Source organism: Rhizobium sp. 05N430, from assembly GCF_056396985.1.
Window position 1 is genome coordinate 127,893 of record NZ_JBFTMO010000003.1, and the last position, 26,185, is coordinate 154,077.

At 62.5% G+C, this 26,185-nt stretch carries 25 protein-coding genes; 13 read left to right on the plus strand and 12 right to left on the minus strand.

Annotated elements, in window-relative coordinates:
• Positions 1-138 precede the first annotated feature (138 nt).
• Positions 139-1,236, plus strand: coding sequence for a chorismate synthase (gene aroC / locus AC1DJO_RS08070; protein ID WP_477969759.1), 1,098 nt, complete (start codon positions 139-141; stop codon positions 1,234-1,236).
• Between the two features lie 10 nt (positions 1,237-1,246).
• Positions 1,247-2,350, plus strand: a complete 1,104-nt coding sequence (gene ribB, locus AC1DJO_RS08075) for a 3,4-dihydroxy-2-butanone-4-phosphate synthase (protein ID WP_477969760.1) — start codon at positions 1,247-1,249, stop codon at positions 2,348-2,350.
• A gap of 21 nt (positions 2,351-2,371) precedes the next feature.
• Here the strand turns inward: ribB and AC1DJO_RS08080 are convergent, their stop codons facing one another.
• Entirely contained in the window at positions 2,372-2,722 is a 351-nt protein-coding gene (locus tag AC1DJO_RS08080) for a KTSC domain-containing protein (protein ID WP_477969761.1), read from the minus strand.
• Between the two features lie 118 nt (positions 2,723-2,840).
• Positions 2,841-4,031, minus strand: a complete 1,191-nt coding sequence (locus AC1DJO_RS08085; RefSeq protein ID WP_477969763.1) for a winged helix-turn-helix domain-containing protein — start codon at positions 4,029-4,031, stop codon at positions 2,841-2,843.
• A 98-nt stretch (positions 4,032-4,129) separates the two neighbouring features.
• Here AC1DJO_RS08085 and AC1DJO_RS08090 point away from each other — a divergent pair, with 98 nt between their 5' ends.
• Genes AC1DJO_RS08090 through AC1DJO_RS08100 form a run of 3 tightly spaced genes read left to right on the plus strand, consistent with a single transcriptional unit; the run spans position 4,130 to position 6,000 of the window.
• Entirely contained in the window at positions 4,130-4,804 is a 675-nt protein-coding gene (locus tag AC1DJO_RS08090) for an energy-coupling factor ABC transporter ATP-binding protein (RefSeq protein ID WP_477969765.1), read from the plus strand.
• A complete protein-coding gene (locus AC1DJO_RS08095) occupies positions 4,804-5,412 on the plus strand; it encodes an energy-coupling factor transporter transmembrane component T family protein (protein ID WP_477969767.1) in 609 nt (202 codons plus the stop codon). Before AC1DJO_RS08090 ends, AC1DJO_RS08095 begins: the two co-directional genes overlap by 1 nt.
• Before the next feature lie 24 nt (positions 5,413-5,436).
• Positions 5,437-6,000: a biotin transporter BioY gene (locus tag AC1DJO_RS08100; protein WP_477949074.1), complete on the plus strand. Its 564-nt coding sequence runs from the start codon at positions 5,437-5,439 to the stop codon at positions 5,998-6,000.
• Here the strand turns inward: AC1DJO_RS08100 and AC1DJO_RS08105 are convergent.
• Complete coding sequence (locus tag AC1DJO_RS08105; RefSeq protein WP_477969769.1) at positions 5,997-6,398, minus strand: acyl-CoA thioesterase; 402 nt, start codon at positions 6,396-6,398, stop codon at positions 5,997-5,999. The genes AC1DJO_RS08100 and AC1DJO_RS08105 overlap by 4 nt on opposite strands.
• A gap of 160 nt (positions 6,399-6,558) precedes the next feature.
• On the opposite strand from AC1DJO_RS08105, the gene AC1DJO_RS08110 reads away from it, so the two are divergent.
• Together AC1DJO_RS08110 and AC1DJO_RS08115 are read left to right on the plus strand one after the other, a co-directional pair.
• Positions 6,559-7,494, plus strand: coding sequence for a histone deacetylase family protein (locus AC1DJO_RS08110; protein ID WP_477969771.1), 936 nt, complete (start codon positions 6,559-6,561; stop codon positions 7,492-7,494).
• 2 nt (positions 7,495-7,496) lie between these two features.
• Complete coding sequence (locus AC1DJO_RS08115) at positions 7,497-7,748, plus strand: exodeoxyribonuclease VII small subunit (RefSeq protein WP_003545921.1); 252 nt, start codon at positions 7,497-7,499, stop codon at positions 7,746-7,748.
• A gap of 3 nt (positions 7,749-7,751) precedes the next feature.
• Here AC1DJO_RS08115 and AC1DJO_RS08120 read toward each other — a convergent pair whose 3' ends face one another.
• Both AC1DJO_RS08120 and AC1DJO_RS08125 read right to left on the minus strand, forming a co-directional pair.
• Positions 7,752-8,102 (minus strand): HVO_A0114 family putative DNA-binding protein, encoded by a 351-nt coding sequence (locus AC1DJO_RS08120; RefSeq protein ID WP_477969773.1) that lies wholly within the window; start codon positions 8,100-8,102, stop codon positions 7,752-7,754.
• Entirely contained in the window at positions 8,099-8,389 is a 291-nt protein-coding gene (locus AC1DJO_RS08125) for a toxin-antitoxin system TumE family protein (RefSeq protein ID WP_477969775.1), read from the minus strand. The genes AC1DJO_RS08120 and AC1DJO_RS08125 overlap by 4 nt, the downstream gene beginning before the upstream one ends.
• Before the next feature lie 108 nt (positions 8,390-8,497).
• Between AC1DJO_RS08125 and AC1DJO_RS08130 the strand changes: the two genes are divergently transcribed.
• Both AC1DJO_RS08130 and dxs read left to right on the plus strand, forming a co-directional pair.
• Positions 8,498-9,421: a pirin family protein gene (locus tag AC1DJO_RS08130; protein ID WP_477969777.1), complete on the plus strand. Its 924-nt coding sequence runs from the start codon at positions 8,498-8,500 to the stop codon at positions 9,419-9,421.
• A gap of 104 nt (positions 9,422-9,525) precedes the next feature.
• Positions 9,526-11,442 carry a 1-deoxy-D-xylulose-5-phosphate synthase gene (gene dxs, locus AC1DJO_RS08135; RefSeq protein WP_477969779.1) on the plus strand — a complete coding sequence of 639 codons (1,917 nt, stop codon included), beginning with the start codon at positions 9,526-9,528 and terminating at the stop codon, positions 11,440-11,442.
• A gap of 252 nt (positions 11,443-11,694) precedes the next feature.
• On the opposite strand, the gene AC1DJO_RS08140 is transcribed toward dxs, so the two are convergent.
• Positions 11,695-13,638, minus strand: a complete 1,944-nt coding sequence (locus tag AC1DJO_RS08140) for a methyl-accepting chemotaxis protein (RefSeq protein ID WP_477969781.1) — start codon at positions 13,636-13,638, stop codon at positions 11,695-11,697.
• 214 nt (positions 13,639-13,852) lie between these two features.
• Complete coding sequence (locus AC1DJO_RS08145; RefSeq protein WP_477970315.1) at positions 13,853-14,854, minus strand: DUF4424 domain-containing protein; 1,002 nt, start codon at positions 14,852-14,854, stop codon at positions 13,853-13,855.
• A 128-nt stretch (positions 14,855-14,982) separates the two neighbouring features.
• On the opposite strand from AC1DJO_RS08145, the gene AC1DJO_RS08150 reads away from it, so the two are divergent.
• Positions 14,983-15,732, plus strand: coding sequence for a TlyA family RNA methyltransferase (locus tag AC1DJO_RS08150; protein WP_477969783.1), 750 nt, complete (start codon positions 14,983-14,985; stop codon positions 15,730-15,732).
• Positions 15,729-16,979, plus strand: coding sequence for a class I SAM-dependent RNA methyltransferase (locus tag AC1DJO_RS08155; protein WP_477969785.1), 1,251 nt, complete (start codon positions 15,729-15,731; stop codon positions 16,977-16,979). The genes AC1DJO_RS08150 and AC1DJO_RS08155 overlap by 4 nt, the downstream gene beginning before the upstream one ends.
• A 230-nt stretch (positions 16,980-17,209) precedes the next feature.
• Here the strand turns inward: AC1DJO_RS08155 and mcpU are convergent, their stop codons facing one another.
• The 3 genes from mcpU to AC1DJO_RS08170 form a co-directional block, all read right to left on the minus strand.
• A complete protein-coding gene (gene mcpU, locus AC1DJO_RS08160) occupies positions 17,210-19,279 on the minus strand; it encodes a methyl-accepting chemotaxis protein McpU (RefSeq protein ID WP_477969787.1) in 2,070 nt (689 codons plus the stop codon).
• A gap of 217 nt (positions 19,280-19,496) precedes the next feature.
• Complete coding sequence (locus AC1DJO_RS08165) at positions 19,497-20,249, minus strand: crotonase/enoyl-CoA hydratase family protein (protein ID WP_477969789.1); 753 nt, start codon at positions 20,247-20,249, stop codon at positions 19,497-19,499.
• 8 nt (positions 20,250-20,257) lie between these two features.
• The gene (locus tag AC1DJO_RS08170) at positions 20,258-22,036 is read right to left on the minus strand and encodes an acyl-CoA dehydrogenase (RefSeq protein ID WP_477969791.1); all 1,779 of its coding nucleotides are present in this window, start codon (positions 22,034-22,036) and stop codon (positions 20,258-20,260) included.
• A 226-nt stretch (positions 22,037-22,262) separates the two neighbouring features.
• Between AC1DJO_RS08170 and AC1DJO_RS08175 the strand changes: the two genes are divergently transcribed.
• The gene (locus AC1DJO_RS08175; protein ID WP_112386487.1) at positions 22,263-23,258 is read left to right on the plus strand and encodes a transporter; all 996 of its coding nucleotides are present in this window, start codon (positions 22,263-22,265) and stop codon (positions 23,256-23,258) included.
• Between the two features lie 54 nt (positions 23,259-23,312).
• Here the strand turns inward: AC1DJO_RS08175 and AC1DJO_RS08180 are convergent, their stop codons facing one another.
• Together AC1DJO_RS08180 and AC1DJO_RS08185 are read right to left on the minus strand one after the other, a co-directional pair.
• The gene (locus AC1DJO_RS08180; RefSeq protein WP_112386488.1) at positions 23,313-23,774 is read right to left on the minus strand and encodes a BA14K family protein; all 462 of its coding nucleotides are present in this window, start codon (positions 23,772-23,774) and stop codon (positions 23,313-23,315) included.
• A gap of 160 nt (positions 23,775-23,934) precedes the next feature.
• Positions 23,935-25,179 (minus strand): aromatic ring-hydroxylating oxygenase subunit alpha, encoded by a 1,245-nt coding sequence (locus AC1DJO_RS08185; RefSeq protein ID WP_477969793.1) that lies wholly within the window; start codon positions 25,177-25,179, stop codon positions 23,935-23,937.
• A gap of 395 nt (positions 25,180-25,574) precedes the next feature.
• Here AC1DJO_RS08185 and AC1DJO_RS08190 point away from each other — a divergent pair, with 395 nt between their 5' ends.
• Positions 25,575-26,180, plus strand: a complete 606-nt coding sequence (locus AC1DJO_RS08190; protein WP_477969795.1) for a DUF6656 family protein — start codon at positions 25,575-25,577, stop codon at positions 26,178-26,180.
• The last annotated feature ends 5 nt before the right edge of the window (positions 26,181-26,185 follow it).

Genomic DNA, 26,185 nt, shown 5'->3' on the forward strand with positions numbered 1-26,185 from the left:
ATCATTCTCAGATTGCGCCGCTTTTCGGCAAAGAAAGGCGTTTGCCCGCTTTGCTTTTTGGCCTATGAGTGACCGCGAATTTCTGGAAGTCTGGCGCTGCCGGCGACGGCCTAGGCGGCGCCCATTGGTCGGTAACACATGTCGCACAACACATTCGGTCATCTTTTCCGCGTCACGACCTGGGGCGAAAGCCACGGTCCGGCACTCGGCTGCGTCGTCGATGGCACGCCGCCCGGCCTGCGCTTCAAGCTCGAGGACATTCAGGTCTGGCTAGACAAGCGCAAGCCCGGCCAGTCGCGGTTCGTGACGCAGCGCCGCGAGGACGATCTGGTCAAGGTTCTCTCCGGCGTGATGCTGGATGCCGATGGCGAGACGATGATCACCACCGGCACGCCGATCTCGATGCTGATCGAGAATACCGACCAGCGCTCGAAAGACTACGGCGAGATCGCCCGCCAGTACCGCCCGGGCCATGCCGACTATACCTATGACGTGAAATACGGCATCCGCGACTATCGCGGCGGCGGGCGCTCCTCGGCACGCGAGACTGCGGCCCGTGTGGCCGCCGGCGGTATTGCCCGCCTCGTCGTTCCCGAGATGAAGGTGCGCGCCGCGCTGATCCAGATCGGCAAGCACAAGATCAACTGGCAGAACTGGGATTGGGCTCAGGTCGACCAGAACCCGTTCTTCGCGCCCGATGCAGCAATCGTGCCCGTCTGGGAAGAGTATCTCGATGGCATCCGCAAGAGCGGCTCATCCGTCGGTGCGGTGGTCGAGGTCATTGCCGAAGGCGTTCCGGCCGGTCTCGGCGCACCAATCTATGCCAAGCTCGATCAGGACATCGCCTCGCTGCTGATGTCGATCAATGCCGTCAAGGGCGTCGAGATCGGCAACGGCTTCGGTGCGGCCGAAATCACCGGCGAGGAGAACGCTGACGAGATGCGGATGGGCAATGACGGCAATCCGTTGTTCCTGTCCAATCACGCCGGCGGGATCCTAGGCGGCATTTCCACCGGCCAGCCGGTGATTGCCCGCTTCGCCATCAAGCCAACCTCCTCGATCCTGACCGAGCGCCAATCGATCGATGCCGACGGCAAGAATGTCGATATCCGCACCAAGGGCCGTCACGACCCCTGCGTGGGTATCCGTGCCGTGCCGATCGGCGAGGCGATGGTTGCCTGCGCCATTGCAGATCATTACCTCCGCGATCGTGGCCAGACCGGCCGGCTGAAATAGGAATTGCTCCATGCCTTATGACCAGAAGCGCGTCGTCGATGCCATCCGGGCCTTCGAAGCCGGCGAAATCGTCGTTGTCATGGATGACGACGACCGTGAGAACGAAGGCGACCTGATCGTCGCCGCCGTCCACTGTACGCCGGAGAAAATGGCCTTCATCGTGCGCCACACCTCGGGCATCGTCTGCACGCCGATGCCGAAGGAAGAGGCCAAGCGCCTGAACCTCAATGCAATGGTTGCCGAAAACGACTCGGCGCACACGACGGCCTTCACGGTCTCGGTTGATTTCAAGCACGGCACGACAACGGGCATTTCCGCCGACGACCGGACGCTGACAGTGCGCAATCTTGCCAACCCGAATGTGGGTGCTGCCGATTTCGTCCGGCCGGGCCACATTTTCCCGCTGGTTGCCCGCGAGGGCGGCGTGCTGATGCGCTCCGGCCATACGGAAGCAGCCGTCGATCTCTGCAGGCTTGCCGGCCTGCCGCTGATCGGCGTGATCAGCGAGCTCGTCAACGACAACGGCACCGTCATGCGCGGTCCGCAGGTGAGCAGCTTTGCCGAAGAACACGGCCTCAAGCAGGTATCGGTTGCCGATCTGATCGCCTATCGCCAGCGCAAGGAAACGCTGATCGAGCTCGGCGCTAGCTTCGAGATCGAAACCCCGTTCGGCAAGGCCAAGGCCCATACCTATTCGCTTCCCTGGGATCCGATGCAGCATCTCGCCGTCGTCTTCGGCGACATCCGCGACGGCATCGACATTCCGGTGCGCCTGCATCCGGAGAATGTCGCCGAAGATCTGTTCGGCAAGAAGAGCCCGGTCGACCACTACATGCAGAAGATCGCCGAGGAAGGCCGCGGCATCATCGTCTATTTGCGCGAAGGCTCCGTCGGTGTCGGCCATATCGACAACGGCCGCAAGGCTCGCAACCAGGGCCGCGAGGCCCATGCCGAGGCGGCAACGCGCGAAAGCGAATGGCTGGAAATCGGTCTCGGCGCACAGATCCTGAAGGATCTCGGCGTGACCTCGATCAAGCTTCTGACCAGCCGCGAGCGGCACTATGTCGGGCTTGAGGGTTTTGGGATCAAGATCACCAAGACTGAACTCGGCTGATCACAGCAAATGCGCCCGCGCTCAGGCGGCGATACGCTTGAAGCGGGGGCGGACGTTGCGCATGTAATATTTGCCCGGCGACTGCGAGGTGACCATGGCAATCACATGCGCCTCGTTGACGCCCTCGAAGGTCCGGTCCTCGCCATTGCTGAGGCAGACCCGAAGCCGGCCATCCTGCTGGCTGAAATAAACCGCGTCGATCAGCGCAGACTTTACCGCGACCGGCTTCATCGGCTCTCGCTGCTCGCCCGGCGAGAGCGTTGTGGCCGCCGCGGCACGGGCGTCGCGGCGGTTGCGGATCAGAGTCCTGACCCTGCGGCCCAGGTCGTTCCAAGCCAACCATGCGGCGTATCTGATGGGGTGCGTTTTCATGCGCCAACCGTAGGGGAACGGTGTTTAACAAGTTCGACACGGGCATGGTAAACCGGCGTCAAGATTAACGCCGGGTAATTTCGAAAAAACCGCTTAAAATTCAAACGACTGGCATCAACTATCCGAGCCAGCCATCGGCAAGGATCACGCGCTCCACGCCGGCAAAGCGGGCGACGCGGTCTAGCTCCGCAGCGAGCCTGTCGAGACGTCCGGCGGAGGGCCGCACGCCCGGCTCGAGCCACAGGCGCTTGACATCCAGCGTCCCCTTCTTCCGGTCAGCCTTCATGTCGATGCGGCCGATGAGCTTGTCACCTTCCAGCAGCGGGAAGACGTAGTAGCCGTATTCGCGTTTCGGCTCGGGCACGAAGATTTCGATGCGGTAGAAGAAGCCGAACAAGCGTTCGGTGCGGTTGCGGTCGCGGATCATCGGGTCGAAGGGGCTCAGCACGCGGATGCGGGGCGGCGCATCCGGGTAGCCGTCTATCGTGGCCGGGAATTCGGCAAGCGCCCAGGACGGACGCGGTTTGCCGCCGAGCGCCGGTTCGATGATCACTTCGGTGAGCTCCTCGCGATGGGAGACAACCCAGGCTTTGGCGGCGTCGGGGGAAATCAGGTTCCAGAAGGCGGCGATCTCGCCTGATGTGGCAAAGCCGAGACGCGTCAGCGCGCTGCGGCAGGCCCAGTCGATGAACTCTTCTCGATCGACTTCGGGCTCACGGAACTCGTCCGGGATAACCCTTTCCACGAGGTCGTAGATCTTCTGGAAGTTCGAGCGCCCGGCGATGGCGAACTTGCCCGTATGCCAGAAATATTCGAGCGCGGTTTTATTCGGATGCCAGTTCCACCAGCCGCCGGAGACATGGCCATCCGCCTTGATATCACGGGCCAGAATGGCGCCGTTAGCGACGACGCGGTCGTAGGTTTCCTCGAAGGCATCCTCAAAACCCTCGCCGCGCCATTTGCGCCAGCGCTCGACCAGCACTTCCTCCTGATGGACGAACTTGTGCTTCCAGTATTTGAAGAAAGCGCTCGGCAGGATCGAGGCATCGTGCGTCCAGTGTTCGAACAGCGCGCCGTCCTTTTCCAGCAGCGAGGTCAGGTGTTCGCGCCGGTAGGTCTGGTTGCGGGAGAACAGGATCTGGTGATGGGCGCGCTCGACCGTCTGGATGCTGTCGACCTGCACGAAGCCGAGATCGTGGATGAGCTGCAGGAGCCCGTCCTTGGTCAAGGCGCGGTTCGGCGGTGCGCTCAGCCCCTGCTTGGCAATGAAGACGCGGCGGGCATCGGCATTCGAGAGCAGATTCGTCATGGCCTCATCATATGCCGGAAAATCTTCCTAGCCACCCGCTTTTGCACTTTCCGCGCCGCCGCTGTAGAAGCTTGCGCCTGATCTATGAGGGACTGAATTTGGACATCCGTTTCGAAGGCGCTGCGGTCAGCTACGGCGCGCGCCAGGCACTGCAGCCGCTGACGTTGCAGCTTGACGAAAACCGCATCGGCGTGATCGGGCTGAACGGCTCCGGCAAGACGACCTTCGCGCGGCTGATCAACGGACTTGCCAAGCCGACGGCCGGACGCGTGCTCGTCAACGGGCGCGATACGGCCAATGAGCGGCGCGCGCTTGGCGATGTCGGCTTCATCTTCCAGCAGCCGCAGAACCAGATCATCCTGCCGATCGTGAAGGATGATATTGCTTTCGGCCTGAAGAGCCGCGGCGTGCCGAAATCCGAGATCGAGGCAAAGGTCGAAGCGGTCCTGGCGCGTTTCGGCGCCGCCCATCTCGGTAGCCGGCGGGCGCACGAGCTTTCCGGCGGCGAGCTGCAGATCGCAGCGCTCGCCTCGGTGCTGGTCACCGGGCCCGATATCCTGATCCTCGACGAGCCGACCAACCAGCTGGATCTGAAGAACCGCGTCCTGGTGCAGCGGCTGATCGAGGGGCTGCCCGAGAATGCGATCGTCATCACCCATGACCTGGAGCTGATCGCCGGTTTCGGCCGCGTGCTGGTTTTCCATGAGGGGGCGCTTGCAGCCGACGCGCCGGCGGCAGAGGCGATCGCCCGCTACCGGGAGATCGCTGGCTGATGCAATCGCTTTATGTCGAGGGTAACAGCCTCATGCACCGGCTGCCGGCGCGCGCCAAGCTGCTCGTGCTGGCTATCCTCGGCGTCATTCTTTTCACCACGCGCGATATTCCGCTGCTCTCACTCGGCGTGCTGGCAAGTGCCGCGCTTTATTTCCGGCTCGGCATTCCCTTTGGCCAGGCGCTGAACCGGCTGAAACCGGTGCTGCTGACGATCGCCATCGTTGCGCTGTTCAGTCTTGCCTTAAATCCCTGGCACGGCGCCGTCGTCGCGCTTCTCAGGCTGACGTCGCTGATGTTCTTTGCCGCCGCCGTGACGGCGACGACGGCGATCGCCGAATTCATCGACGAGATCACCCTGCTTGCCCGCCCGCTCGAGCGGCTGGGGCTGGTGAAGGCCAACGATGTCGGGCTGGCGGTCGGGCTCGTCGTCCGCTTCGTGCCCGAGATTCTCGGACGCTATCAGGCGATCAAGGAAGCGCATGCGGCGCGCGGCATAAAGGTGCGCCCGGTGACGATGCTGGCGCCGCTGATCATCCTGACGCTGAGAGATGCGGATAACATTGCCGCGGCAATTGACGCGCGCGGCATTCGGCGGCATGTCAGTTAACCGATCGTAAACACGGAGCCCATGATGAGCACCCGCGACCTAGTCCTTTCTGCCCTTTTTGCCGCCATCATCGTGGCGCTCGGCATTCTGCCGCCGATCACGCTCGGCTTCATTCCGGTGCCGATCACCGCGCAATCGATGGGCGTGATGATGGCTGGCGTCGTGCTTGGCGCGCGCCGTGGCGTGGTTGCCGTGCTAATCGTCTGGGTGCTCGTTGCCATCGGCCTGCCGGTTCTCTCGGGCGGCCGCGGCGGACTTGCCGCCTTTGCCGCGCCGACGACGGGCTTCCTGATCGGCTGGCTATTTGCCGCCTTCACGACCGGCTATCTCAGCGAGCGCCTCGTCAAGGCCGAGCAATCCGGCCTCGTGCAGACGGTCGGCTTCTTCCTGTCGGCGATGATCGGCGGGATTATCGTGCTCTATGCCTTCGGTATCGGCTATCTGGCGCTGGTCAGTGGCGTCAACCTCGAGCAGGCTTTCGTCGGCTCCATGGCGTTTGTGCCCGGTGACGTCGCCAAGGCCTTCGTCGCAGCGCTGGTCGGCCGCGCCGTGATGGTCGGCTATCCGCTGCTGCCGGTGCGCGCCTAATCGAGAAAACTGTAGAGCCAGTCGCGCGTCTCTTCCGGCAGCGCGACCGGCTCGCCACTTTCGCGCCCGCGCGCCTGCCAGGTCAGCTCCACTTCGGCGGCCCGCTCTGCCTTGGCATCGACAGAAATGATGAAGCCGATGGAGCGAAGGCCGATCTTGTCGACGGTCGCGGTAAACGTCGCCTCCTCGTCATAGGCAAGCGGGCGGTGAAGCGTGCAGGATACTTTGGCGGCCACATAGAGCGGTTCGTCATCAAGCTCCGGCCGCATCGACCAGAAGCCTGCAAGCACCGCTTCGGCGTGGGAGATATAGGACGCGAGGAACATCTGACCGTTCATGTCCACATCCCGGAATGGTATTCGTATCTGCGCCACATTGCTGCGTTTCGGCTTTGCCATCGAATTGTCTTCCCCCTGCCCCGCGCGGACACTAGGCGCCGCCAGAGATGAAGTAAACGTTCGCGATGATAGGCACGCGACGGTGCAGGCCTGTTGAAATAGCCATGCCCGGCACCATCTGCTGTGGATCATGACAGGGCCAGAGGATAAGAGTGTCGCCATGAGCACCCGCCTTTACGAACACCCGATCTTTCTTGAGCATGTCACGCCTGAAGGCCATCCCGAACGGCCGGACCGGATGCGCGCGATCAACGTCGCGCTCGGCCATCCGAACTTCGAGCGGCTGGACCGCAAGGAGGCACCCCAGGCCAACGAGGACGCGGTTCTGCTCGCCCATCCGGAAGAGCATCTGATCGCCGTCATGCGGCAGATTCCCGAGGAAGAAGGCGAGATCAACCAGCTGGAAGCCGACACCTATGCGAGCGCAAAGACGCTGCAGGCCGTGCTGACGGGCGTCGGCGGCGCCATGGCTGCCGTCGACGACGTGTTCACCGGCAAGGCGGATAACGTGTTCGTAGCAGCGCGACCGCCTGGCCACCATGCCGAGAAGAGCAAGGCGATGGGCTTCTGCTTCTTCAACAACGCCGCGATCGCCGCCCGCCATGCGCAGAAGCGCTATGGCGCCGAACGTGTAGCGATCGTCGACTGGGACGTGCACCACGGCAACGGCACGCAGGACATTTTCTGGGACGATCCCTCGGTGCTGTTCTGCTCGACGCACCAGATGCCGCTCTATCCGGGATCCGGCGCCAAGGACGAAACTGGCAAGCACGGCACGATGGTCAATGCGCCGCTGTCGCCGAATGTCGGCAGTGACCACTTTCGCGAGGCCTTCAAGTCCCGCGTGCTGCCGGCGCTCAACGACTTCCGCCCGGACCTGATCATCATCTCCGCCGGCTTCGACGCGCATCACCGCGATCCGCTGGCGCAGATCAATCTGGTCGGCGAGGATTTCGATTGGGCGACGGGAAGATTGCTGGAGATAGCCGACAAAAGCGCCTCCAACCGGGTCGTCAGCCTGCTGGAAGGCGGATATGATCTCGAAGGTCTGGCCGAATCGGCTGGGCTGCATGTGCTTCGATTGATGAAGGGTTGAGTATGACTGACAGCGCCAAGCCTGAAGTTTCAGGTCTTTCCTTCGAAAAGGCCGTGGCCGAACTCGAAAGCATCGTTGCCCGCCTGGAACGCGGCGACGTGGCGCTGGACGAATCGATCGAGATTTACGAGCGCGGCGAAGCGCTGAAGAAGCATTGCGAGACGCTGCTTTCCGCAGCCGAAAACCGTATCGAGAAGATCCGTCTCGACCGCGCCGGCAAGCCGCAGGGCGTGGAGCCGCTCGACGGGGCTTGATTGCTAGAGGGCGATGACCGTCCTGATTTCGTCGTATCCAGCGCGCAAACCACTGCCGTCGCGCTCTATGAGACCGGCTTCGGAAAGAATCTCGACGTCTTCGTGCACCCGCCGATAATCGCGCTTGAGGCTTTTCGCCAGCGCCGAGATGCTGGTCTGAGGATGGCGGTGGAGGTGGCGCAGCAGCTCCAGACGTTTGGCCGTCATGGCACGAGAAAAAGCGTCCCAGCCGACGAAGGTCAGATGATCTTCCGATACGCTTTCACCCGCTTCTGCCCTGTGCCAGGCATCGGCAACGCGCTTCGCGGTGTCGGCAAAGGAGCCGCCGATATGCAGTTCGATATCCTTGCTCATATCCGTTCTCCTCTCAGCTTCTCGACATCACTTCCGAAATCTTCGAGTATTTGTTCGATCGACACAAACGTGTAGCGTTCCTCGCGATCGCCATAATGCCGATGGTCGCCTTTTCCGCGCTCGTTGTCGTAACCTATCAGGCGCGAACCGGGTCTTCCGTAGAAAAGCGAGTATTTCAGCCAGTGCGTCGAACCCGGCACCTGCACCGGAACACGCCAGATCCTTATCTCAATTATCGCGCCGTCACCGAAAACGATGCGTTCACGAATGACGAGTTCCGCTTTCATATAGGCACTATGTCTTCATGCGCCATATGTCGTCAAGTGACATAGGAACTTTTGCTATCACTCGCCGCCTTATGCGGCTAACTTGGCGCCTCAGTTTGGAGACAACCCATGTCCTTCTTCCCCGGTAAAGACCCCCTGCCCGGCGATGCCTTCGCCTGTGATGCGATCGAGAATCTGATCATTCCGCGGACCAGCGATATCGGCGGTTTCCAGGTGCGGCGCGCGCTGCCGACGCGGCAGCGGCGGCTGGTCGGGCCGTTCATCTTCTTCGACCGCATGGGACCGGCGATCCTGAAGCCGGATGAGGCGCTGGATGTGAAGCCGCATCCGCATATCGGGCTTTCGACGGTTACTTATCTCTTCGACGGCGAAATCCGCCATCTCGACAGCCTCGGCACCGAGAAGGTGATCCGCCCCGGAGATATCAACCTGATGACGGCCGGGCGCGGTATCGTGCATTCGGAGCGCACGCCCGACAATCTGCGCGGTCATCCGTTGCTGATGTCCGGTTTGCAGACATGGCTGGCGCTGCCTGACGACAAGGAAGAGATCGATCCGGCCTTTGCGCATACCGAAAAGAGCGAGATGCCGCTCATCGAGGATACCGGCATTCGCGGCCGCGTCGTTATCGGTTCGTTCGAGGGCCTGAAATCGCCGGTCAAGGTTTTCTCCGATACGCTCTATGCCGACATCAACATCCAGTCCGGCGCCAAGTTTCCGTTTGCTGCGGCCCATGAAGAGCGTGCGGTCTATGTGCTCTCGGGCGAGGTCGTTATCGCGGGAGACCGGTTTGCGGCCGATCAGCTGCTGGTTTTCCGGCCGGGCGATCCGATCACGCTGGAGGCAGGAAGCGAAGGCTGTCACCTGATGCTCTTCGGGGGCGCGGCCCTGAATTCCAAGCGCTACATATGGTGGAATTTCGTCTCCTCCTCGAAAGAGCGCATCGAGAAGGCCAAGGAAGAATGGCGCACCGGCCGTTTCGACATCGTTCCAGGGGATGAAGAGGAATTCGTGCCTTTGCCTGAGGGCTGAACTTCTCTAGAATGGAGGGGTTGCGGTTCTTGAAACGCACTTGTTTTGCCGCAATTTAATCGGAATAAGCATAAGCCTAGAATGACAAGAAAGAGCGCCCGCCCGTGACAAACCTGCTGAAGACACCGCTGCTTGATCAGGTCACCTATCCCGCTGACCTGCGCAAGCTCGATGATCGCGAGCTGCCGCAGCTTGCGCGCGAGGTCCGCGACGAGATGATCGACGCTGTCTCGCGAACGGGTGGACATCTGGGTGCCGGCCTCGGTGTCGTCGAGCTGACGATCGCCATCCACAGCGTCTTCAACACGCCCGACGACCGGCTGATCTTTGACGTCGGCCACCAGTGTTATCCGCACAAGATCCTGACCGGCCGCCGCGACCGTATCCGCACGCTGCGCCAGGAAAACGGTCTGTCCGGCTTCACGCGCCGCGCCGAGAGCGAATACGATCCCTTTGGCGCCGCCCATTCCTCGACCTCGATCTCCGCAGGTCTCGGCATGGCTGTCGCCGCCGAACTCGACAAGACCGACAAGCGGGTGATCGCGGTGATCGGCGACGGCGCGATGTCGGCCGGCATGGCCTATGAGGCGCTGAACAATGCCGGTGCGCTCGACGCCCGGCTGATCGTCATCCTCAACGACAACGACATGTCGATCGCCCCGCCGACCGGCGCGATGAGCGCCTATCTGGCGCGCCTCGCTTCCGGCCGCACCTATATGGGCTTCCGTGATTTCGGCAAGAAACTGACAGCCTATCTCGGCAAGAAGGTCGACCGCGCCATCACCCGCGCCGTCGAGCATGCCCGCGGCTATGTGACCGGCGGGACGATGTTCGAGGAGATGGGCTTCTATCATATCGGCCCGATCGACGGTCATTCCTTCGAGCACCTTCTGCCGGTTCTGCGCAATGTACGCGACCATGCCGAAGGTCCGGTTCTGATCCATGTCGTGACCCAGAAGGGCAAGGGCTATCCTCCGGCAGAAGCTGCCGCCGACAAGTATCACGGCGTCAACAAGTTCGACGTCATCACCGGCGCCCAGGCGAAGGTGAAGCCGAATGCGCCGAGCTATACGAGCGTCTTCGCCGAAGCGCTGGTGCAGGAAGCCGAGCTCGACGACAAGATCGTCGGCATCACCGCGGCGATGCCGAACGGCACCGGCCTGGACAAGCTGGCGAGCCTCTACCCGGCCCGCTGTTTCGATGTCGGCATCGCCGAGCAGCATGCGGTGACCTTTGCCGCCGGTCTTGCCGCCGAAGGCTACAAGCCTTTTGCCGCGCTCTATTCGACTTTCCTGCAACGCGCCTACGACCAGGTCGTCCATGACGTCGCCATTCAGGGCCTGCCCGTCCGTTTCCCGATCGACCGTGCCGGTTTCGTCGGCGCCGATGGCCCGACGCATGCCGGTTCCTTCGACACGACCTTCCTCGCCGCTCTGCCGGGCTTCGTGGTGATGGCTGCCGCCGACGAGGCGGAACTGAAGCATATGGTGCGCACCGCTGCTGCCTATGATGCCGGCCCGATCTCGTTCCGCTATCCACGCGGCGAAGGTGTCGGCATCGAAATGCCGGTGCGCGGTGAAATCCTGCAGATCGGCAAGGGCCGGATCGTCAAGGAAGGCACCAAGGTGGCGCTGCTCTCCTTCGGCACCCGCTTGGCCGACAGCCTGCTTGCCGCCGAAGATCTCGATGCGGCCGGTCTTTCCACCACCGTTGCCGATGCGCGCTTTGCCAAGCCGCTCGACCACGAGCTGATCCGCCAGCTCGCCGCCCACCACGAAATCCTGATCACCATCGAGGAAGGCTCCGTCGGCGGCTTCGGCAGCCACGTCATGCAGTTCCTGGCGATGGAAGGCCTGCTTGATAACGGGCTCAAGGTCCGCTCGCTGGTGATGCCTGACATCTGGATGGAGCAGGCAAAGCCCGAGGCGATGAATGCCCATGCAGGGCTCGATCGCGGCGGGATTGTCTCGACGGTATTCCGGGCGCTCGGCCGCAGTGCTGCGGTTGGGGTTGCGGGGTAAATCTCAAAACGCCTGACCCGGAGCCCTCACCCTACCCTCTCCCCGAGGGCAGAGGGGAAGCTCCAGTTTGGAGCAGGCCTTTCGTTCTCACTCGCTGACAGGGCGAGCGAGTGTCACACTCCCTAGGTGCCCGAAGGTTTCAGGTGCAACTCGTTGCATCGGGGATGAGGGGGCCACACCCGCAAGCGCCCAAAAACAAAAAGGCCCCCGAAGTTTCCCTCGGAGGCCCTGTGTCAGACGATCAGGTTGGTCTCAAAACTCTTCCCAATCTTCCTGCACGGCCGCAGCGGCCGTTGCAGTCCTGCCGCCGAATGCGGAGGCGACGCGGTTGTTCAGAGCCCGGGCCGGAGAGGCGACCGGGCGTGAGGCCGGCTGGGCGACTGCCGCGCGCGGGGCGACGGCAACGGCTGCGGCGGCACCGAGCTTGAACTGATGCAGGAGAGCGTCGAGGGATGCGGCTTCCTGCGCCAGCGAATGACTGGCAGCCGTCTGTTCCTCGACCATTGCGGCGTTCTGCTGCGTGCCCTGGTCCATGTTGTTGACGGCCGTGTTGATCTCCTGCAGGCCGATCGACTGTTCGCGGGTGGCGGTGACGATCGCGCCGACGTGGCGGTTGATCTCCTGGACCTCGTTGACGATTTCGGCCAGCGCCTTGCCGGTCTGATCGACGAGCGAGACACCGGTATTGACCTGTTCGCCCGAGGTGTTGATCAGCGCCTTGATTTCCTTGGCGGCCTGGGCCGAGCGCTGGGCAAGCTCACGGACTTCCTGAGCGACAACCGCAAAGCCCTTGCCGGCTTCACCGGCACGCGCCGCTTCGACACCGGCGTTCAGCGCCAGGAGGTTGGTCTGGAAGGCGATATCGTCGATAACGCCGATGATGTTGCTGATCTCGCCCGAAGACTTTTCGATCTGCTCCATGGCGGTGACGGCCTTGCGGACGACGTCGCCGGAGCGCTCGGCGCCCACACGGGCACGCTCGACCAGATGGCCAACATCTTCGGCGCGCTTGGCGCTGTCGCGAACAGTGGTCGTGACCTCTTCGAGGGCTGCGGCGGTCTCTTCGACGGCTGCGGCCTGCTGCTCAGTGCGGCGGGCGAGATCGTCCGCTGCCGAGCGGATTTCACCGGCACCGGCATTGATCGCCGAGGCGTTGCGGCCGACCGACTGCAGCGTTGCCTGCAGCTTGCCCGCGGCATTGTTGAAGTCGGTGCGCAGGCCGTCGAACTGTTGAGAGAACGGCGTGGTGATGCGGCTGGCGACATCGCCATTGGCGAGGTTCGAGAGGCCTGTTGCGAGACCTTCGATCGCCGAACGTATTTCGGCCGCTTCGCGGGCCTTGTCCTCATCGGACAGCAGGCGCTGACGTTCGGCTTCGCTGCGCATACGGTCGGTTTCGCCCGACAGGCGCAGCTTTTCGGCGGCAGCTTCCTTGAAGACCAGAACCGACTGGGCCATGCGGCCGACTTCGTCGCGGCGGTCGAGGGCCGGAACGTCCACGTCGTGGTGGCCGCTTGCGAGGCGGTCCATGGCCGATGTCATGCCGATGATCGGCTGAACGATCGCGCGCGACAGCAGCCATGCGAGAACGGCGGCGGCCAGCGAGGCACCGATGCCGCCGAAGAGCAGCGTGTTGTTCAGATCGCTATCGGCATCGGCCTGGATGGCGGCGAGCGAAGCAGACTTGTCGCGAGCGGCGGCCTTGATCTTGGCGGAGGCCTGACGGAAACCGTCGAGCTGGCCCTTGGTGGCGTTGACGCCGATCTTGACGACGTCGGCGATCGGGGTTTCGGTTTCCTTGCGGGCCTTGGCCTGCGGCTCGGCGAGTTCGTGGAAATAGAGGTCAGCAGCCTTCTGCATGCCGTCGATCATATCGAGAACGGCGGGTTCGTCTGCCGCACTTTCCTTGGCCGAGGCGATCGCCTTCAGCATGCGCTCACGGTTGGCGAAAATATCGCCATAGGTGCTGTCGGAGCGGAACAGAATGAAGCCGCGCAGATTGACGGCCTGCTCGAGCATGGCCTGCAGCGCGTCGTCGATCTGGTTGACGAGCAGCTCGGATTTCTCCTGCTGGGCGGCGGCGGCAGATGAAGCGCCGGCCTTGACGTAAACATAGGACGAGACGGCAACGAAAATGACGATGAGGGCTGCGAACGTCGCCGCGAGCTTCCCCTTGAGTGAGATATTGGCGAACACCGGTAATTCTCCTGGCAAATAATCGGCGCGGCAAAGGACGGGCCGCCGATGGGCAGCGGCGGCAGACGGAAAATCGGAAGGAACATGAACTGCGGGCAGGGAAATGCGTGCCATCATGGCGAAAGCGATTCAAGCGAACCGCTGCAATCGTCCCGAACCTATTGGGCGGGGCTTTAAAATTGTTTAAGTTTGCACCGCACAAATATTAGGTGTGCTATTCATCCGGTGCATTGAGGATCAGAATATCGAGGTCCTGTTCCGGCCAGAAATCGGTCGCCGTCATCTCGAAAGTGGTGGGGCCGGTCTTCTTCACACCGGTGCCGCAGAAGCTGATGAGGTTTTTGGCCTTGCCCTTGTCCAGCGTCAGCTTGAAATTCTTGATCGGGCCGTTCCAGTTGGCGCCGGTCTTGAGGATGTAGGAAATCCAGCTTTCGGTGTAGTTCGGACCGCCATTTTCCTGCCCCTTGGCGAGCTTCTGCGCGGCCTTAACGAAGCCTTGGTCCATGCAGTAGCGCCTGACATAGTCAGCATAGCGATCGCCCTTGGCCTCGCCTTCTTCCAGGAAGCTGATCGCCACCGTGCCGCCGACGCTCGGCGTATAGCGGTGCGAGACCGTTACTTTCGCCTTGGCCGGAAAGACGGTTTTCCACCAATAGGTCGAGCGCAGCGTCCAGAGTGGCGTCATGTGGTGCTTCATGCCGTTGCCATCGTTGTCATAGACATCGTCGTAGAGCAGGCCGCGGGAAAGCCAGTCCTGCTTGACATCGTCGGGCAGCTTTTCCAGCGCGGCATAGGTGCCATCGGCAAAGGGAAGCGGCGGGATGTTGCGGGCTTTCAGGTCGTCCGTCACGTCGATGCTGGCGGCGATCGCCCGCTGCTGCAGCGCCGGGGCGATCGGCTTGCCATCCTGCGTCACGGTGAAATCGAGGAAGTTGTCGCTGCCGGAATTGGCAATGGCGATATCGCCTTCGACATGGCCGGGAAGATCCGGCATGGGGAAGGCGACGAGCGTCTCGACATCCTTGTCCGCGCTGTTTTCGAAGACATAGTCGACGCGAACCTCCTTCTCCGAAATGAAAAGCGCCTCGCTTTCCATGCTGACATCGGGGGATTCGATAAAGGTGAGGCCGCCGGTCTTCAACTCGGCCATCGTATCGTTGGCGAGCGCCGGGGCGGCAAAGGCTGCAGCGGCAACAATGGCCAAGCTTCTCGAAATTGCCATGCCACTTCGCTCCCCTACCCCATGACCAAGGGCAGAATTATCGCCGAACGCGAAGAGGCGTCAACGGCAGCGGCGCAAACAAAAGGCTTGCAAGCGCGGGCTTTGCCAGTCATGGACAGGCCATGTCCGAACAGAACAGTACACAGCGCCTCGACCAGCTTCTCGTCAGCCTCGGCCTTTTCGCCAGCCGCTCGCGGGCGCGCGATGCCGTCAACCGCGGGACGGTGAAGGTGGGCGGCAAGGTCGTCACCAAGGCCGGAGCGCTCTTTGGCGAAGACGCCGCGATCGAAATCGACGATCCGGCGCAGGATTATGTCTCGCGCGCAGCCCTGAAGCTGACGGCGGCACTCGACCATTTCTCTCTCGATCCCGCGGGACACCACTGTCTCGATATCGGCGCCTCGACCGGCGGCTTCACCGAGGTGCTGCTGGAGCGCGGCGCGACGCATGTCACGGCGATCGACGTCGGGCATGGGCAGATGCATCCGCGCATTGCCGCCGATCCGCGTGTCGCCAATATCGAAGGCTTCAACGCCCGCAACCTGACGGCTGACGATGTCGGCCATGACGTGACCTTCATCGTTTCCGACGTGTCGTTCATTTCGCTGCGGCTGGCGCTGGCGCCGTCCCTCGAGATCGCCGAAAGCGGTGCGACCGCGGTGCTGCTCGTCAAGCCGCAATTCGAGGCCGGGCGCGAGGCGATCGGCAAGGGTGGCATGCTCAAGGATCCCGCCTCGGCGCCCGATGTGGCTGCCGCGCTGGAACGCTGGTTTGTCGAGGAGATGGGCTGGAAGAGCCTTGGGCTCATCGCCTCTCCCATTGCCGGCGGCGATGGCAACCAGGAATATCTACTCGCAGGAACAAAGCCGTGAGCACCGAAACAGTCACCATCCAGAAACTCGGCGGACAGGGCGACGGCATTGCCAGTGGCAAGGACGGCCCGATCTATGTGCCGTTTGCGCTGCCCGGCGAAGAGGTGGCGATCGCCCGCGTCAAGAACCAGGGCACGATCATGTCGATCGCCAAGGCGTCGGCGGACCGGCAGGAGCCCGCCTGCCGCCACTTTGGCCCCGATGGCGTCAACGGCACCTGCGGCGGCTGCACGCTGCAGCATCTTGCGGATGCGCCCTACCGCGCCTTCAAGCGGCAGCTGGTGGTCAACGCGCTGAAGTCTCAGGGTATCGCGGCCGAGGTCGGCGAGCTGGTCGCGGCCCATCCCGGCGAGCGCCGCCGCGTGGTCTTTGCGGCGCGCAAGACCGAGAAGGACATGCTCATCGGCTTCAATCAGGCCGAAAGCCACCACATCGTCGATATCGAGGAATGTCCCATCTCGTCGGCGGGGATCATGGCCCGGCTGCCGGCGATCAAGGCCATCGGCGCCTCCATTGCGGCCAATGCCGAGGCCTTCCGCATCTCCGTGCTGGAGACGGCGTCCGGGCTCGACCTTGCCGTCGATGGCATCAAGAAGCTTTCCGACCAGCAGCGCCGCAAGGCGGTGGAAACCGTGCTCGGCATGCGCGGCATCGCCCGCGTTTCGCTGAATGGTGAGATCCTGGTAGAGCCTGCCAAGCCAGTCGTCGATTTCGGCGGCGTCCAGGTTTCCCCACCGGCCGGCGGCTTCACGCAGGCGACCAAGCCGGCGGAAGACGCAATGGCCGAGCTGGTCGTCGCCCATGTGGGCAAGGCCAAGCGCATCGCCGATCTTTTTGCCGGATCGGGCACCTTCTCGCTCAGGCTTGCCCGCATCGGCCGGGTGCACGCCGTCGAAGGTGAAGACAAGGCGCTCGCCGCGCTCGACCAGGCGGCACGCAAGGCGCAGGGGCTGAAGCCCGTCAGCATCGAAAAGCGCGACCTCTTCCGCCGCCCGCTGATGACCGCCGAGTTCAAGCATTACGATGCTGTGGTCTTCGATCCGCCGCGCGCCGGTGCGGAATTCCAGAGCCAGGAGCTGGCGCGCTCCGCGGTCAAGAAGGTCGTCGCCGTCAGCTGCAATCCGCTGACACTGGCGCGCGATCTCGCCATTCTCATTGCCGGTGGCTATCGCCTCACCAGCGTCACGCCGATCGACCAGTTCCTCTGGACGGCGCATGTGGAAGTGGTAGCGACGCTGGAGAAGTAGGCCGCAGCTGGTCGGGCCGCGTATCTTTCTGTGAATCGGGCGCTCTCCGTCCCTCATTCCTGTGCTTGTCACAGGAATCCAGTCACCACGCGTCTGCGTGGTGGGAAGAGTCCTTTCGGCCCAAAGACTTGGGCCGGCTGGATTCCTGTGACAAGCACAGGAATGAGGGAGACTCCCAAAACAAAAATGCCCGCGTCTCCGCGGGCATTTTCAGTTCACAGCAGGCCTTATCAAGCGACGCGGCGGTGACCCGACGAAGCGCCGGACTGGCCGCTGCCGAGATTGAACTGCGACAGGAGTTGCATCAACTTGGCGGCCTCGGCGGCGAGGCCGTGGCTGGCGGCAGTCTGTTCCTCGACCATGGCGGCGTTCTGCTGCGTGCCCTGGTCCATGGTGTTAACAGCCGTGTTGATCTCGTGCAGGCCGGTCGACTGTTCGCGGGTGGCGGTGACGATCGCGCCGACGTGGCGGCTGATCTCTTGGACCTGCGTGACGATGGCTTCCAGCGCCTTGCCGGTTTCGCCGACCAGGGTGACGCCGGAGCGGACCTGGGCGTTCGAGGTGGTGATCAGCGCTTCGATTTCTTTCGCGGCCTTTGCTGAACGCTGGGCGAGTTCGCGGACTTCCTGGGCGACGACGGCAAAACCCTTGCCCGCTTCACCGGCACGCGCTGCTTCGACGCCGGCATTCAGCGCCAGAAGGTTGGTCTGGAAGGCGATGTCGTCGATGACGCTGATGATGCTGGAGATCTGCTCCGAGGACTGCTCGATGCCGGTCATGGCATCGACAGCCTTGCGGACGATCTGGCCGGATTTCTCGGCGCCGCTGCGGGTGTTGGAAACCAGGTTGCCGGCTTCCTCGGCGCGGCGGGCGGTATCCTTGACCGTGGTAGTGATCTCTTCCAGCGCCGCTGCGGTTTCCTCGACGGAAGCGGCCTGCTGCTCGGTGCGGCGGGCAAGGCCATCGGCGGCAGTGCGGATTTCGGTTGCACCGGCATCGATCGCATTGGCATTGCTGCCGACGGTCTGGAGAGCGCCATGCAGCTTGCCGACAGCGCTGTTGTAGTCATTGCGCAGGCGGTCGAGATGGGCGGCAAAGGGCGTCTCGATGCGGTGCGCGAGGTTGCCGTCCGAGAGAGCACCGAGCGCCCCGCCAAGGGCATCGACGGCAGTGCGGATTTCGGCGGCTTCGCGGGCCTTCTGTGCCTCACGCTCCTGACGCTCGCGCTCGGTCAGCGAGCGGCCTTCTTCGGCCTCGCCTTCGAGACGCTGGCGGTCGATCGCGTTCGACTTGAAGACCGCAACGGCCTCGGCCATCGAGCCGATCTGGTCACGGCGCTCCTGGCCGGGAATGGCGGCCGAGAGATCGCCTGCAGCAAGCTTCTGCATCGCGGCGGTCATCGCCGTGACCGGCTGGACGACGAGGCCGTGCAGCAGCCAGGCCATGGCTGCGATCATCAGGCCAACGGCGAGAAGCGTGGCGATGGTGGCGGCAATACGGAACTCGTTGAGTGCAGCAAAGGCCTTGTCGCTATCGACGACGAAGCCGAGTGACCATTCGACGGTCGGAAGACCTGCGACCGGCATGAAGCTGACGAGAACCGGCTTGCCTGCGAATTCGGTGGCGACAAGGCCGGTGCCGATCTTCGGGGTGTCTTTCGGGAAGGCGTCGGCCAGCGTCTTGGTGACCAGCTTGGCATCCGGATGGATGAGGATCTGGCCGCTCTTGTTGACGAGGAAAGCCGTGCCCTGGCCGCCGAGATCGATCTCCTTGATCATCTTGACCATGGTTTCGAGCGAGAAGTCGGAGCCGACGACGCCGGCAAGCTTGCCGTCATGGCTGACCGGGACGGCAGCGCTGATGATGAGATCGCCGCTCGATGCGTCGACATAGGGCTCGGTCATGACGCTGGCATTGGCCTTGACGGCGTCCTGATACCAGGGGCGCTTGCGCGGGTCGTAGCCATCGGGCATCGGCAGCTTCGGCCACATGGTGAAGACGCCTTGTTCGTCACCGAAATAGGTGCTGACGAACTGGCTGGTGAGAACGTCGTTCTGCAGCACGGTTTCGATACCGGCCTGGTCGGACGCGCGGCCGATGGCGTTCGCGACCATGGCGGTCAGCGTCACGCGGCCATTCATCCAGTTGGCGAGGCTGTGAGCAGCCTGCTCGCCGGAGGACTGGATATTGGCTTCGATCGAGGCGGTGGTAACGTCGCGCTGGACGGAGTTGATGTAAAAGGAGAAGGCGGCAAAGGCCGCCAGGACAACTGCGGACGCGGCGACGAGAATGCGCGTCATCAAATTCGTCTTCTTCAAGTGCGTTCTTTCGAAGTCTACCACCTTGCCGTTTGCGCGGATGGACTGCGCGGCGGAACGGATCGGGCGGATGGGGCTTGGGGGCAAAGCTGCACAAGGCGCGTCATGCGCCTGGACGAACGGGCAATTCGTCACTTCCTGATTAGTAGGGTCGCATTAAAACACACTTAAAATTTAGCTAAAACCCTATGTTTTTATATTAGCGCCGCATGAAAGCTTCGAAGGCTTTTCTTGCCTCGTCGCTTTTCAACTGTGCGGCGAAGTGGTGTGCTTCTTCATCTATACGTGCGGTAATCTCTTCGCGCGGACCGCGGACAAGATCGCGGGCGATCTTCAGCGCCTTGGCGGGCTTGGCCGCAAGCTTGGCGGCCGTTGACAGCGTCAGATGCTCCACCTCGCCTGGAGCGCAAACCTTCCAGATCAATCCGGCATCGCGTGCCTCGGCAGCCGTGAAAGCTTCGCCTGCGGCCAGCAGCGCGAAGGCGCGCTGGTGGCCCATGATGCGTGGCGCGAGCAGGCTGGAGGCGGCTTCCGGAACCAGCGCCAGATCGACGAAGGGGGTGCGGAACTGGCTGCGGAGGGAGGCGATGGTCAGATCGCAATGCATGTGCATGGTGGTGCCGATGCCGATCGCTAGGCCGTCGACGCCCGAGATCAGCGGCTTCTGCGCATTGACCAGAGCATAGAGGAAATCGAGAAGCTCGTGGCCGAGGCTGCCGCCCATCGCTGCGGCCAGGAAATCGGCGATGTCGTTGCCCGCCGAAAACGCGCCTTCGGTGCCGAGGAAGGCGGTGGCACGGATCGCCTCATCGGCATCGGCGGTCTTCAGCGCTTCGGTCATTCGCACATACATGGCGCGGGTGATGGCATTCTTCTTGTCCGGCCGGTTGAAGCGGATGATCTGGACGCCTGGGTGTTCGGCGGACTGCTCGACGATGATATGGTCGGTCATGGTGATCCTCAGGCCAGGATGGCGCGGGCTGCGGCAAGGCTCGCGGCACCATTGACGGCGCGGTCCTTCAGGGCAGCGGTTTCGGACAGCAGGTTTTCGGCGGCAAAGCGGCAGAGCGCGATGCGGCTCTCTTCAGCACCGTCGCCGGTCTTGGCGAGGCCGCCCTTGGCGAGATAGGCGCTGGTCAGCACCAGGCCGAAGAGGCGCTGATAGGGTGTGGCGCCCGAGAGCGCTTCGGCGATCCTGCCATCGGCTTGTGCTTTCATCAGCCACTCCGTCGCCTCGGTCAGATCGGCGATGGCCGCATCGAGGCGGGTGGCGGTTTCGCCGAAGCCGGAGAGGTTCGAACCGCGCACGGCGTCGGCGATATCGCTCAGCTCGGCGATGAAGCCTTTCACATGCTCACCATTCGAGAGCGGCAGCTTGCGGGTGACGAGGTCGATCGCCTGGATGCCGTTGGTGCCTTCGTAGATCGGGGCGATGCGGGCATCGCGCAGGAAACGGGCGGCACCGGTCTCCTCGATGAAGCCCATGCCGCCATGCACCTGGATGCCGAGCGAGGCGACATCGACACCTGCATCGGTCGAGAAGGACTTGGCGATCGGGGTCAGGAGAGCGGCGCGCTCCTGCCAGTGTTTCGTATCGCTGCCGGCGTGATGCGACATGTCGATGGCGTGGGCGCAGGCATAGGAGATGGCCCGCGAGCCCTGGGTCAGCGCCTTCATGGTCAGCAGCATCCTTATGACGTCAGGGTGCTCGATGATCGGGCTCATGCCTACGCCGGTCCAGCCGGGCGCCTTGCCTTGTGTGCGTTCTTTGGCGAAGGCAACGGCCTTCTGGGTGGCGGCTTCTGCAATCGCCACGCCCTGCATGCCGACCGTCAGGCGGGCATTGTTCATCATCGTGAACATGCAGTTGAGGCCCTTGTTCTCCTCGCCGATCAGCCAGCCGATCGCGCCCTTCTCACTCCCGAACTTGCCGTCGCCATAGATCATCGTGCAGGTCGGCGAGCCGTGGATGCCCATCTTGTGCTCGAGCGAATGGACGAAGACGTCGTTGCGGGCGCCGAGCGAGCCGTCGGCATTGACGAGGAATTTCGGCACCAGGAACAGCGAGATGCCGCGCGTTCCGGCAGGCGCATCCGGCAGGCGGGCGAGGACGAGGTGGATGATATTGTCGGTGGCGTCGTGCTCGCCCCAGGTGATGAAGATCTTCTGACCGAAGATGCGGTAGGTGCCATCGTCACGGCGCTCGGCGCGGCTCTTGAGCGCGCCGACATCGGAGCCTGCCTGCGGCTCGGTGAGGTTCATCGTGCCGGTCCACTCGCCGGAGACGAGTTTCGGCAGGTAGGTCTGCTTCAGGTTTTCGGAGCCATGCGCGACCAACGCCTCGACGGCGCCCATGGTCAATGTCGGGCAGAGTGCGAAAGCCGTGGCGCCGGAATTCCACATTTCGAGGGCGGCGACATTGAGGAGAACAGGGAGCCCCTGCCCGCCGAATTCCTCCGGTCCGGTCAGGCCGTTCCAGCCGCCGGCGATCCAGTCCTGATAGAGCTTCGCCCAGCCATCCGGCGTCTTGACCGCGCCATCGATCAGCCGCGACCCTTGCGTATCGCCGATCTCTCCGAGCGGCGCGACCTCATCAGTGGCGAAGCGACCGGCTTCCGTCAGGATCGCATCGACGAGATCTTCGCCAAGATCGCCGAACAGGCCCTTGTCCAACGCGTCCTTCAGGCCGGCGACATGCTTCAGCGTGAAAGCGATCTCTTCGACGGGCGCCTTGTACATGGTGTCTCCTCGCATATCCGGCCAGTGATCGGTACCGGCCATCCTCCAGCCTCAGGGCTAATTGATTTTTACGTAAACGTCAATTTCGATTTTGAAGCGTGTCAGGGCTGCGCCACGTTGTCTCGCCTCTTGCTTATTCGCAGCGTTGTGCAAACAAACGTCATGGAGAATCTCTAGAGCGGAATGCCGAAAAGAGAATGACGGCTTTGCGAAGGACCGGCGACTGATGGATACACTGCCTGCCAATATCCCCGGCCTCATCTGGGCATACCGCTTCCCGGCAGGTTCGAAGACCGCGATCCGGCTTGACAACAGCGCGATGGCGGCGGAGCTGACGGCCGGAGACGGTTTCTACTGGCTGCATCTGAACCTGGCCGATGCGCGCGTCCCGGCGCTGCTGGACACGCTTGAAGGCCTGACCGAGGATGCCAAGTCGGCGCTGACGACGCGCGATACCCATGCGGCGCTCACCGTCGACGAGCAGATGCTCTACGGCACGCTCATCGACTGCCAGCGCGAATTCGACCAGGATACCGCCGATCTCGGCTGGCTGCATTTTGCGATCTCCGGCCGCTTCATCGTCACCACCCGGCTGCAGCCGCTGCGCAGCGCCGACCGGGCGCGGATCATGATCGAAAAGAACCCGGCAAAGTTCGAACGGCCGGTCGATATCTTTGAGCTGCTGGTGATCGAATTCCAGCGCACGCTGATCTCCGTCGTCATGGAACTCACGGAAGAGCTGAACCTGATCGAGGACTTCGTCTACGACAACACGCCGCGCGACGAGCGGCGGCGACTGGCGCCGGTGCGCCGCACGGTCGTGCGCCTCCACCGCCACCTCAGAAACGTGCTGGCGCTGATGCGCCGGGCTTCGGCATCCGACGAGGACGAGATGCCCTTCGGTTTCGACGACATCGCCGGGCGGCTGACCAGCCGGCTGGAGACGGTCGATCACGACATCTACGCGCTGCAGGAACGCGCCCGGCTGCTGCACGAAGAAATCGACTCGAAGCTGTCATCGGAAACCAACCGGCACCTCTACATCCTGTCGATCATGACCGCCTTCCTGTTGCCACCGACGCTGGTCACAGGCTTCTTCGGCATGAACACCGCCAACCTGCCCTTCGCCCAGGGGTCGGGCGGAACGGAATATGCGGTGGCGCTGATCCTCGCCTCGATCGTATTTGCCTGGTGGCTGCTGAAACGCGTCAACATTCTCTGACAGCAAAAAGCCCGGCATTTCTGCCGGGCCTCGATCATCTTGATGCGCTTTGTATCAGTAGGGCGAGTAGCACTGCTGGCGCGGGCCGTTATACGGCTGGAAGGTGTTGTCGTAGACACGATACGAGCGGTAGCGGTTCTCGCACCACGACACATGGGCGGCCGTCAGGCGCGGTGCGGCGTAGCGGGGCGGCGGCGCATAGTAGCGCGGCTGCGAAGCGATGGCACCACCGATGATCGCACCGGCACCGAAGGCAGCCAACGGATACCAGTAGCCGTTATAGTGGCGGTAGCCGTTGCGATAATACGGATAGCCACGATAGCCGCCATACCAGCCGGGGCCGCGGCGCGGATAATAGCGGCGATACTGGACGTCCTGAATGCTGGAAGCCTGTTCCTGCTGCTGAATGACCTTCGGCGCCGCTGCCAGCGGCATGGCCTCAGACGGCAGGAAGCTCGTCAGGACAACAGCGGCGGACAGCACAGCGGCCGAAATCTTCTTACTGAGACCAATCATTGTCGTTCTCCATCCCAAGAGCGGAATTTGCCTGTCAGCAAACGCGCAGGGAGGGGAAATGTTCCCGGCACCGTTTTCTTCAAGCACGGGTTGAAGTTACGAAAGCGCCGATGAACCGGAGATTAACCGGCTCATCGGCGCTGGCAAGATCACGCAAATGTCAGGCGACGACTGAGAGCTTCGCCTGATCGCCCTGCAGGCGATTGACCATGAAGTTCGAGTACCATTCGAGGAACTGCATGACGCCGCCCTCGTGGAGCATCGAATAGGGACCGGGCTCATAGGCCGGCGAGTGAATGCCGAAAGCGTTCTCTTCGACGATGCGGCGGTCCTGGTCGTTGGTCTCGGTCCAGACATGCGTCAGTTCTTCGAGATCGTAATCGACGCCTTCGACGGCATCCTTGTGAACGATCCACTTGGTCGTCACCGCCGTCTCGTTGGCGCTGAGCGGGATCACGCGGAAGGAGATCGCGTGGTCGCCAAGCAGATGGTTCCACGTGGTCGGATAGTGGAACAGCAGCATCGTGCCGATGCGGTCGATGGTGACGTCCTCGGACAGCTTGCGCTTGACCGCCGGACGGCCCGACATGGTGTAGCTTTCGGCGTCCTCGATCAGCGGCATGCGCGCCGTGCGGAACTGGCCGTCAGGAGAAATCTGGAACTTGCTCGGCAGGCCGGCGGCCTCGCAGCGTGCCCAGTGGCCGGCGATTTCAGGATCATCGGCGCCGCCATCGGTACCGGTGACGCTCGGCGCTTCCGGATAGGTGCGGCAGAGTTCCGGGTGGTTTGCGGCGCAGTGATAGCACTCGCGGTTGTTTTCCCAGACGAGCTTCCAGTTGCCCTTCTCGATGATGGTGCTCTGGAAGGCGATCTTCCCTTCGCTGAGGCGATGCGGCAGCATGTAAGGCGTCACCATGTCGCGAACCGGCTGGAAGTCCGGCGCCTTGTCGGCGAGGCAGATGAAGATATAGCCGCCGAAGCTTTCGCAATGGATCGGCTTCAGGCTGAAACCGCTCTTGTCGAAATCGTCGCCCATGTGGCGGGCGAAGGCGAGCTTGCCATCGAGATCGTAGGCCCACTGGTGATAGGGACAGACGAGCCGGACAGAGGAGCCGTGCTCCTTGGTGCAGACGCGCGAGCCGCGGTGGCGGCAGGAATTGTGGAAGGCGCGAATGACATTGTCGCGGCCGCGGACGATGACGACGGGATACTGGCCGATCTGCACCGTGAAATAGGCACCCGCCTTTGGCAGTTCGCAATCATGGCCCATGAAGAGCCAGTCGCGGTAATAGATCATTTCCATATCGAGCTTGAAATAATCCTCGTCGATATAGAAAGGCTGCTCAAGGCTGAAGCCTTCGCGCCGGTTTTTGAGCTGCCGCAAAACGTTGCTTCGAATGTCCATTTGCATATCCTCGTGCAATCGGCTCAGCCATCAAAGGCATGGCTTTGGAAGCGATCGCTTCCCTCCCTTCCGGGAGCATTGGTCATGGGGGCATTTAAGCACCGGGCATCCCCGGTTCTTGGTTGTAAAGCGACATCGGCTTCGAAATTGACGACAGGATGACGAGCGGCTGCGAAAATCGGAGCCCCGATGGATTTTCCACTCTTTTCATTCGATTGCGACATCACAAGAAGAACTGCCGCCGCCCGCTTTCCGCTTTCCCAAAGGCAATATTATCCCAGATACGACACGATGGCACTGCAAGTTTTCGGGGGTCGATGCCATTGGCGGCCTTAAGGGCGCATTAAGCATGAACTCCTATTCTTGTGGCAGAGACAAACGCGGGAATGCGGATCATGGCGAAACTTCGCTATTTCGACGCCAAGGACGAAACCAGACCGGAGGAGGCTCCTGCGGCGCCCCATTCCGAGTTTCTGCGGACTGGAAAGATCACCCGTGACCGCGCTCACTGGCTGGCGGAAGAGCGCCGCTACCTGACGCATGACGAAGTTGCCGAGAAGACCGGCCGTAAACTGCAATCGGCCGGAAACCAGGCACATCAGCAGATCAACGGCTTTCATCGGGCCATCCAGTTCCCCAAGATGGTATTTCACCGGACGCTCAGCGACAGCCCGCATCTCGGCTACTGTCATGTGACGGCGTCGCGCACCAAATTTGCGCACTACGAGGAAGTCAGCTGGGCTTTCTATATCGCCAATTTCTATGCCGATATCGGCGACAACGACAACTTCTTCCACAAGATCAACATGCAATATTCGCGCATGTATTTCGCCGTGGCGATCAAGCCCGGCGAGCATACGGCCGAGAAGATGACGATCGACCGGTCGGTGCGCGGCAACGGCGTGCTCTTCCGCACCGACGATCCTCAGGCGGCGATCCGCAACGTGCTGCTGCTTGGCGCGCGCAACGAACAGCTCCGGGAAATCATTCGCCAGCTCTGATATTG

Coding starts and splice junctions, on each gene's coding strand:
- aroC (WP_477969759.1), top strand. CDS start 139: ATGTCGCACAACACATTCGGTCATCTTTTCCGCGTCACGACCTGGGGC.
- ribB (WP_477969760.1), top strand. CDS start 1,247: ATGCCTTATGACCAGAAGCGCGTCGTCGATGCCATCCGGGCCTTCGAA.
- AC1DJO_RS08080 (WP_477969761.1), bottom strand. CDS start 2,722: ATGAAAACGCACCCCATCAGATACGCCGCATGGTTGGCTTGGAACGAC.
- AC1DJO_RS08085 (WP_477969763.1), bottom strand. CDS start 4,031: ATGACGAATCTGCTCTCGAATGCCGATGCCCGCCGCGTCTTCATTGCC.
- AC1DJO_RS08095 (WP_477969767.1), top strand. CDS start 4,804: ATGCAATCGCTTTATGTCGAGGGTAACAGCCTCATGCACCGGCTGCCG.
- AC1DJO_RS08100 (WP_477949074.1), top strand. CDS start 5,437: ATGAGCACCCGCGACCTAGTCCTTTCTGCCCTTTTTGCCGCCATCATC.
- AC1DJO_RS08105 (WP_477969769.1), bottom strand. CDS start 6,398: ATGGCAAAGCCGAAACGCAGCAATGTGGCGCAGATACGAATACCATTC.
- AC1DJO_RS08110 (WP_477969771.1), top strand. CDS start 6,559: ATGAGCACCCGCCTTTACGAACACCCGATCTTTCTTGAGCATGTCACG.
- AC1DJO_RS08115 (WP_003545921.1), top strand. CDS start 7,497: ATGACTGACAGCGCCAAGCCTGAAGTTTCAGGTCTTTCCTTCGAAAAG.
- AC1DJO_RS08120 (WP_477969773.1), bottom strand. CDS start 8,102: ATGAGCAAGGATATCGAACTGCATATCGGCGGCTCCTTTGCCGACACC.
- AC1DJO_RS08125 (WP_477969775.1), bottom strand. CDS start 8,389: ATGAAAGCGGAACTCGTCATTCGTGAACGCATCGTTTTCGGTGACGGC.
- AC1DJO_RS08130 (WP_477969777.1), top strand. CDS start 8,498: ATGTCCTTCTTCCCCGGTAAAGACCCCCTGCCCGGCGATGCCTTCGCC.
- AC1DJO_RS08150 (WP_477969783.1), top strand. CDS start 14,983: ATGTCCGAACAGAACAGTACACAGCGCCTCGACCAGCTTCTCGTCAGC.
- mcpU (WP_477969787.1), bottom strand. CDS start 19,279: ATGACGCGCATTCTCGTCGCCGCGTCCGCAGTTGTCCTGGCGGCCTTT.
- AC1DJO_RS08165 (WP_477969789.1), bottom strand. CDS start 20,249: ATGACCGACCATATCATCGTCGAGCAGTCCGCCGAACACCCAGGCGTC.
- AC1DJO_RS08170 (WP_477969791.1), bottom strand. CDS start 22,036: ATGTACAAGGCGCCCGTCGAAGAGATCGCTTTCACGCTGAAGCATGTC.
- AC1DJO_RS08175 (WP_112386487.1), top strand. CDS start 22,263: ATGGATACACTGCCTGCCAATATCCCCGGCCTCATCTGGGCATACCGC.
- AC1DJO_RS08180 (WP_112386488.1), bottom strand. CDS start 23,774: ATGATTGGTCTCAGTAAGAAGATTTCGGCCGCTGTGCTGTCCGCCGCT.
- AC1DJO_RS08185 (WP_477969793.1), bottom strand. CDS start 25,179: ATGGACATTCGAAGCAACGTTTTGCGGCAGCTCAAAAACCGGCGCGAA.
- AC1DJO_RS08190 (WP_477969795.1), top strand. CDS start 25,575: ATGGCGAAACTTCGCTATTTCGACGCCAAGGACGAAACCAGACCGGAG.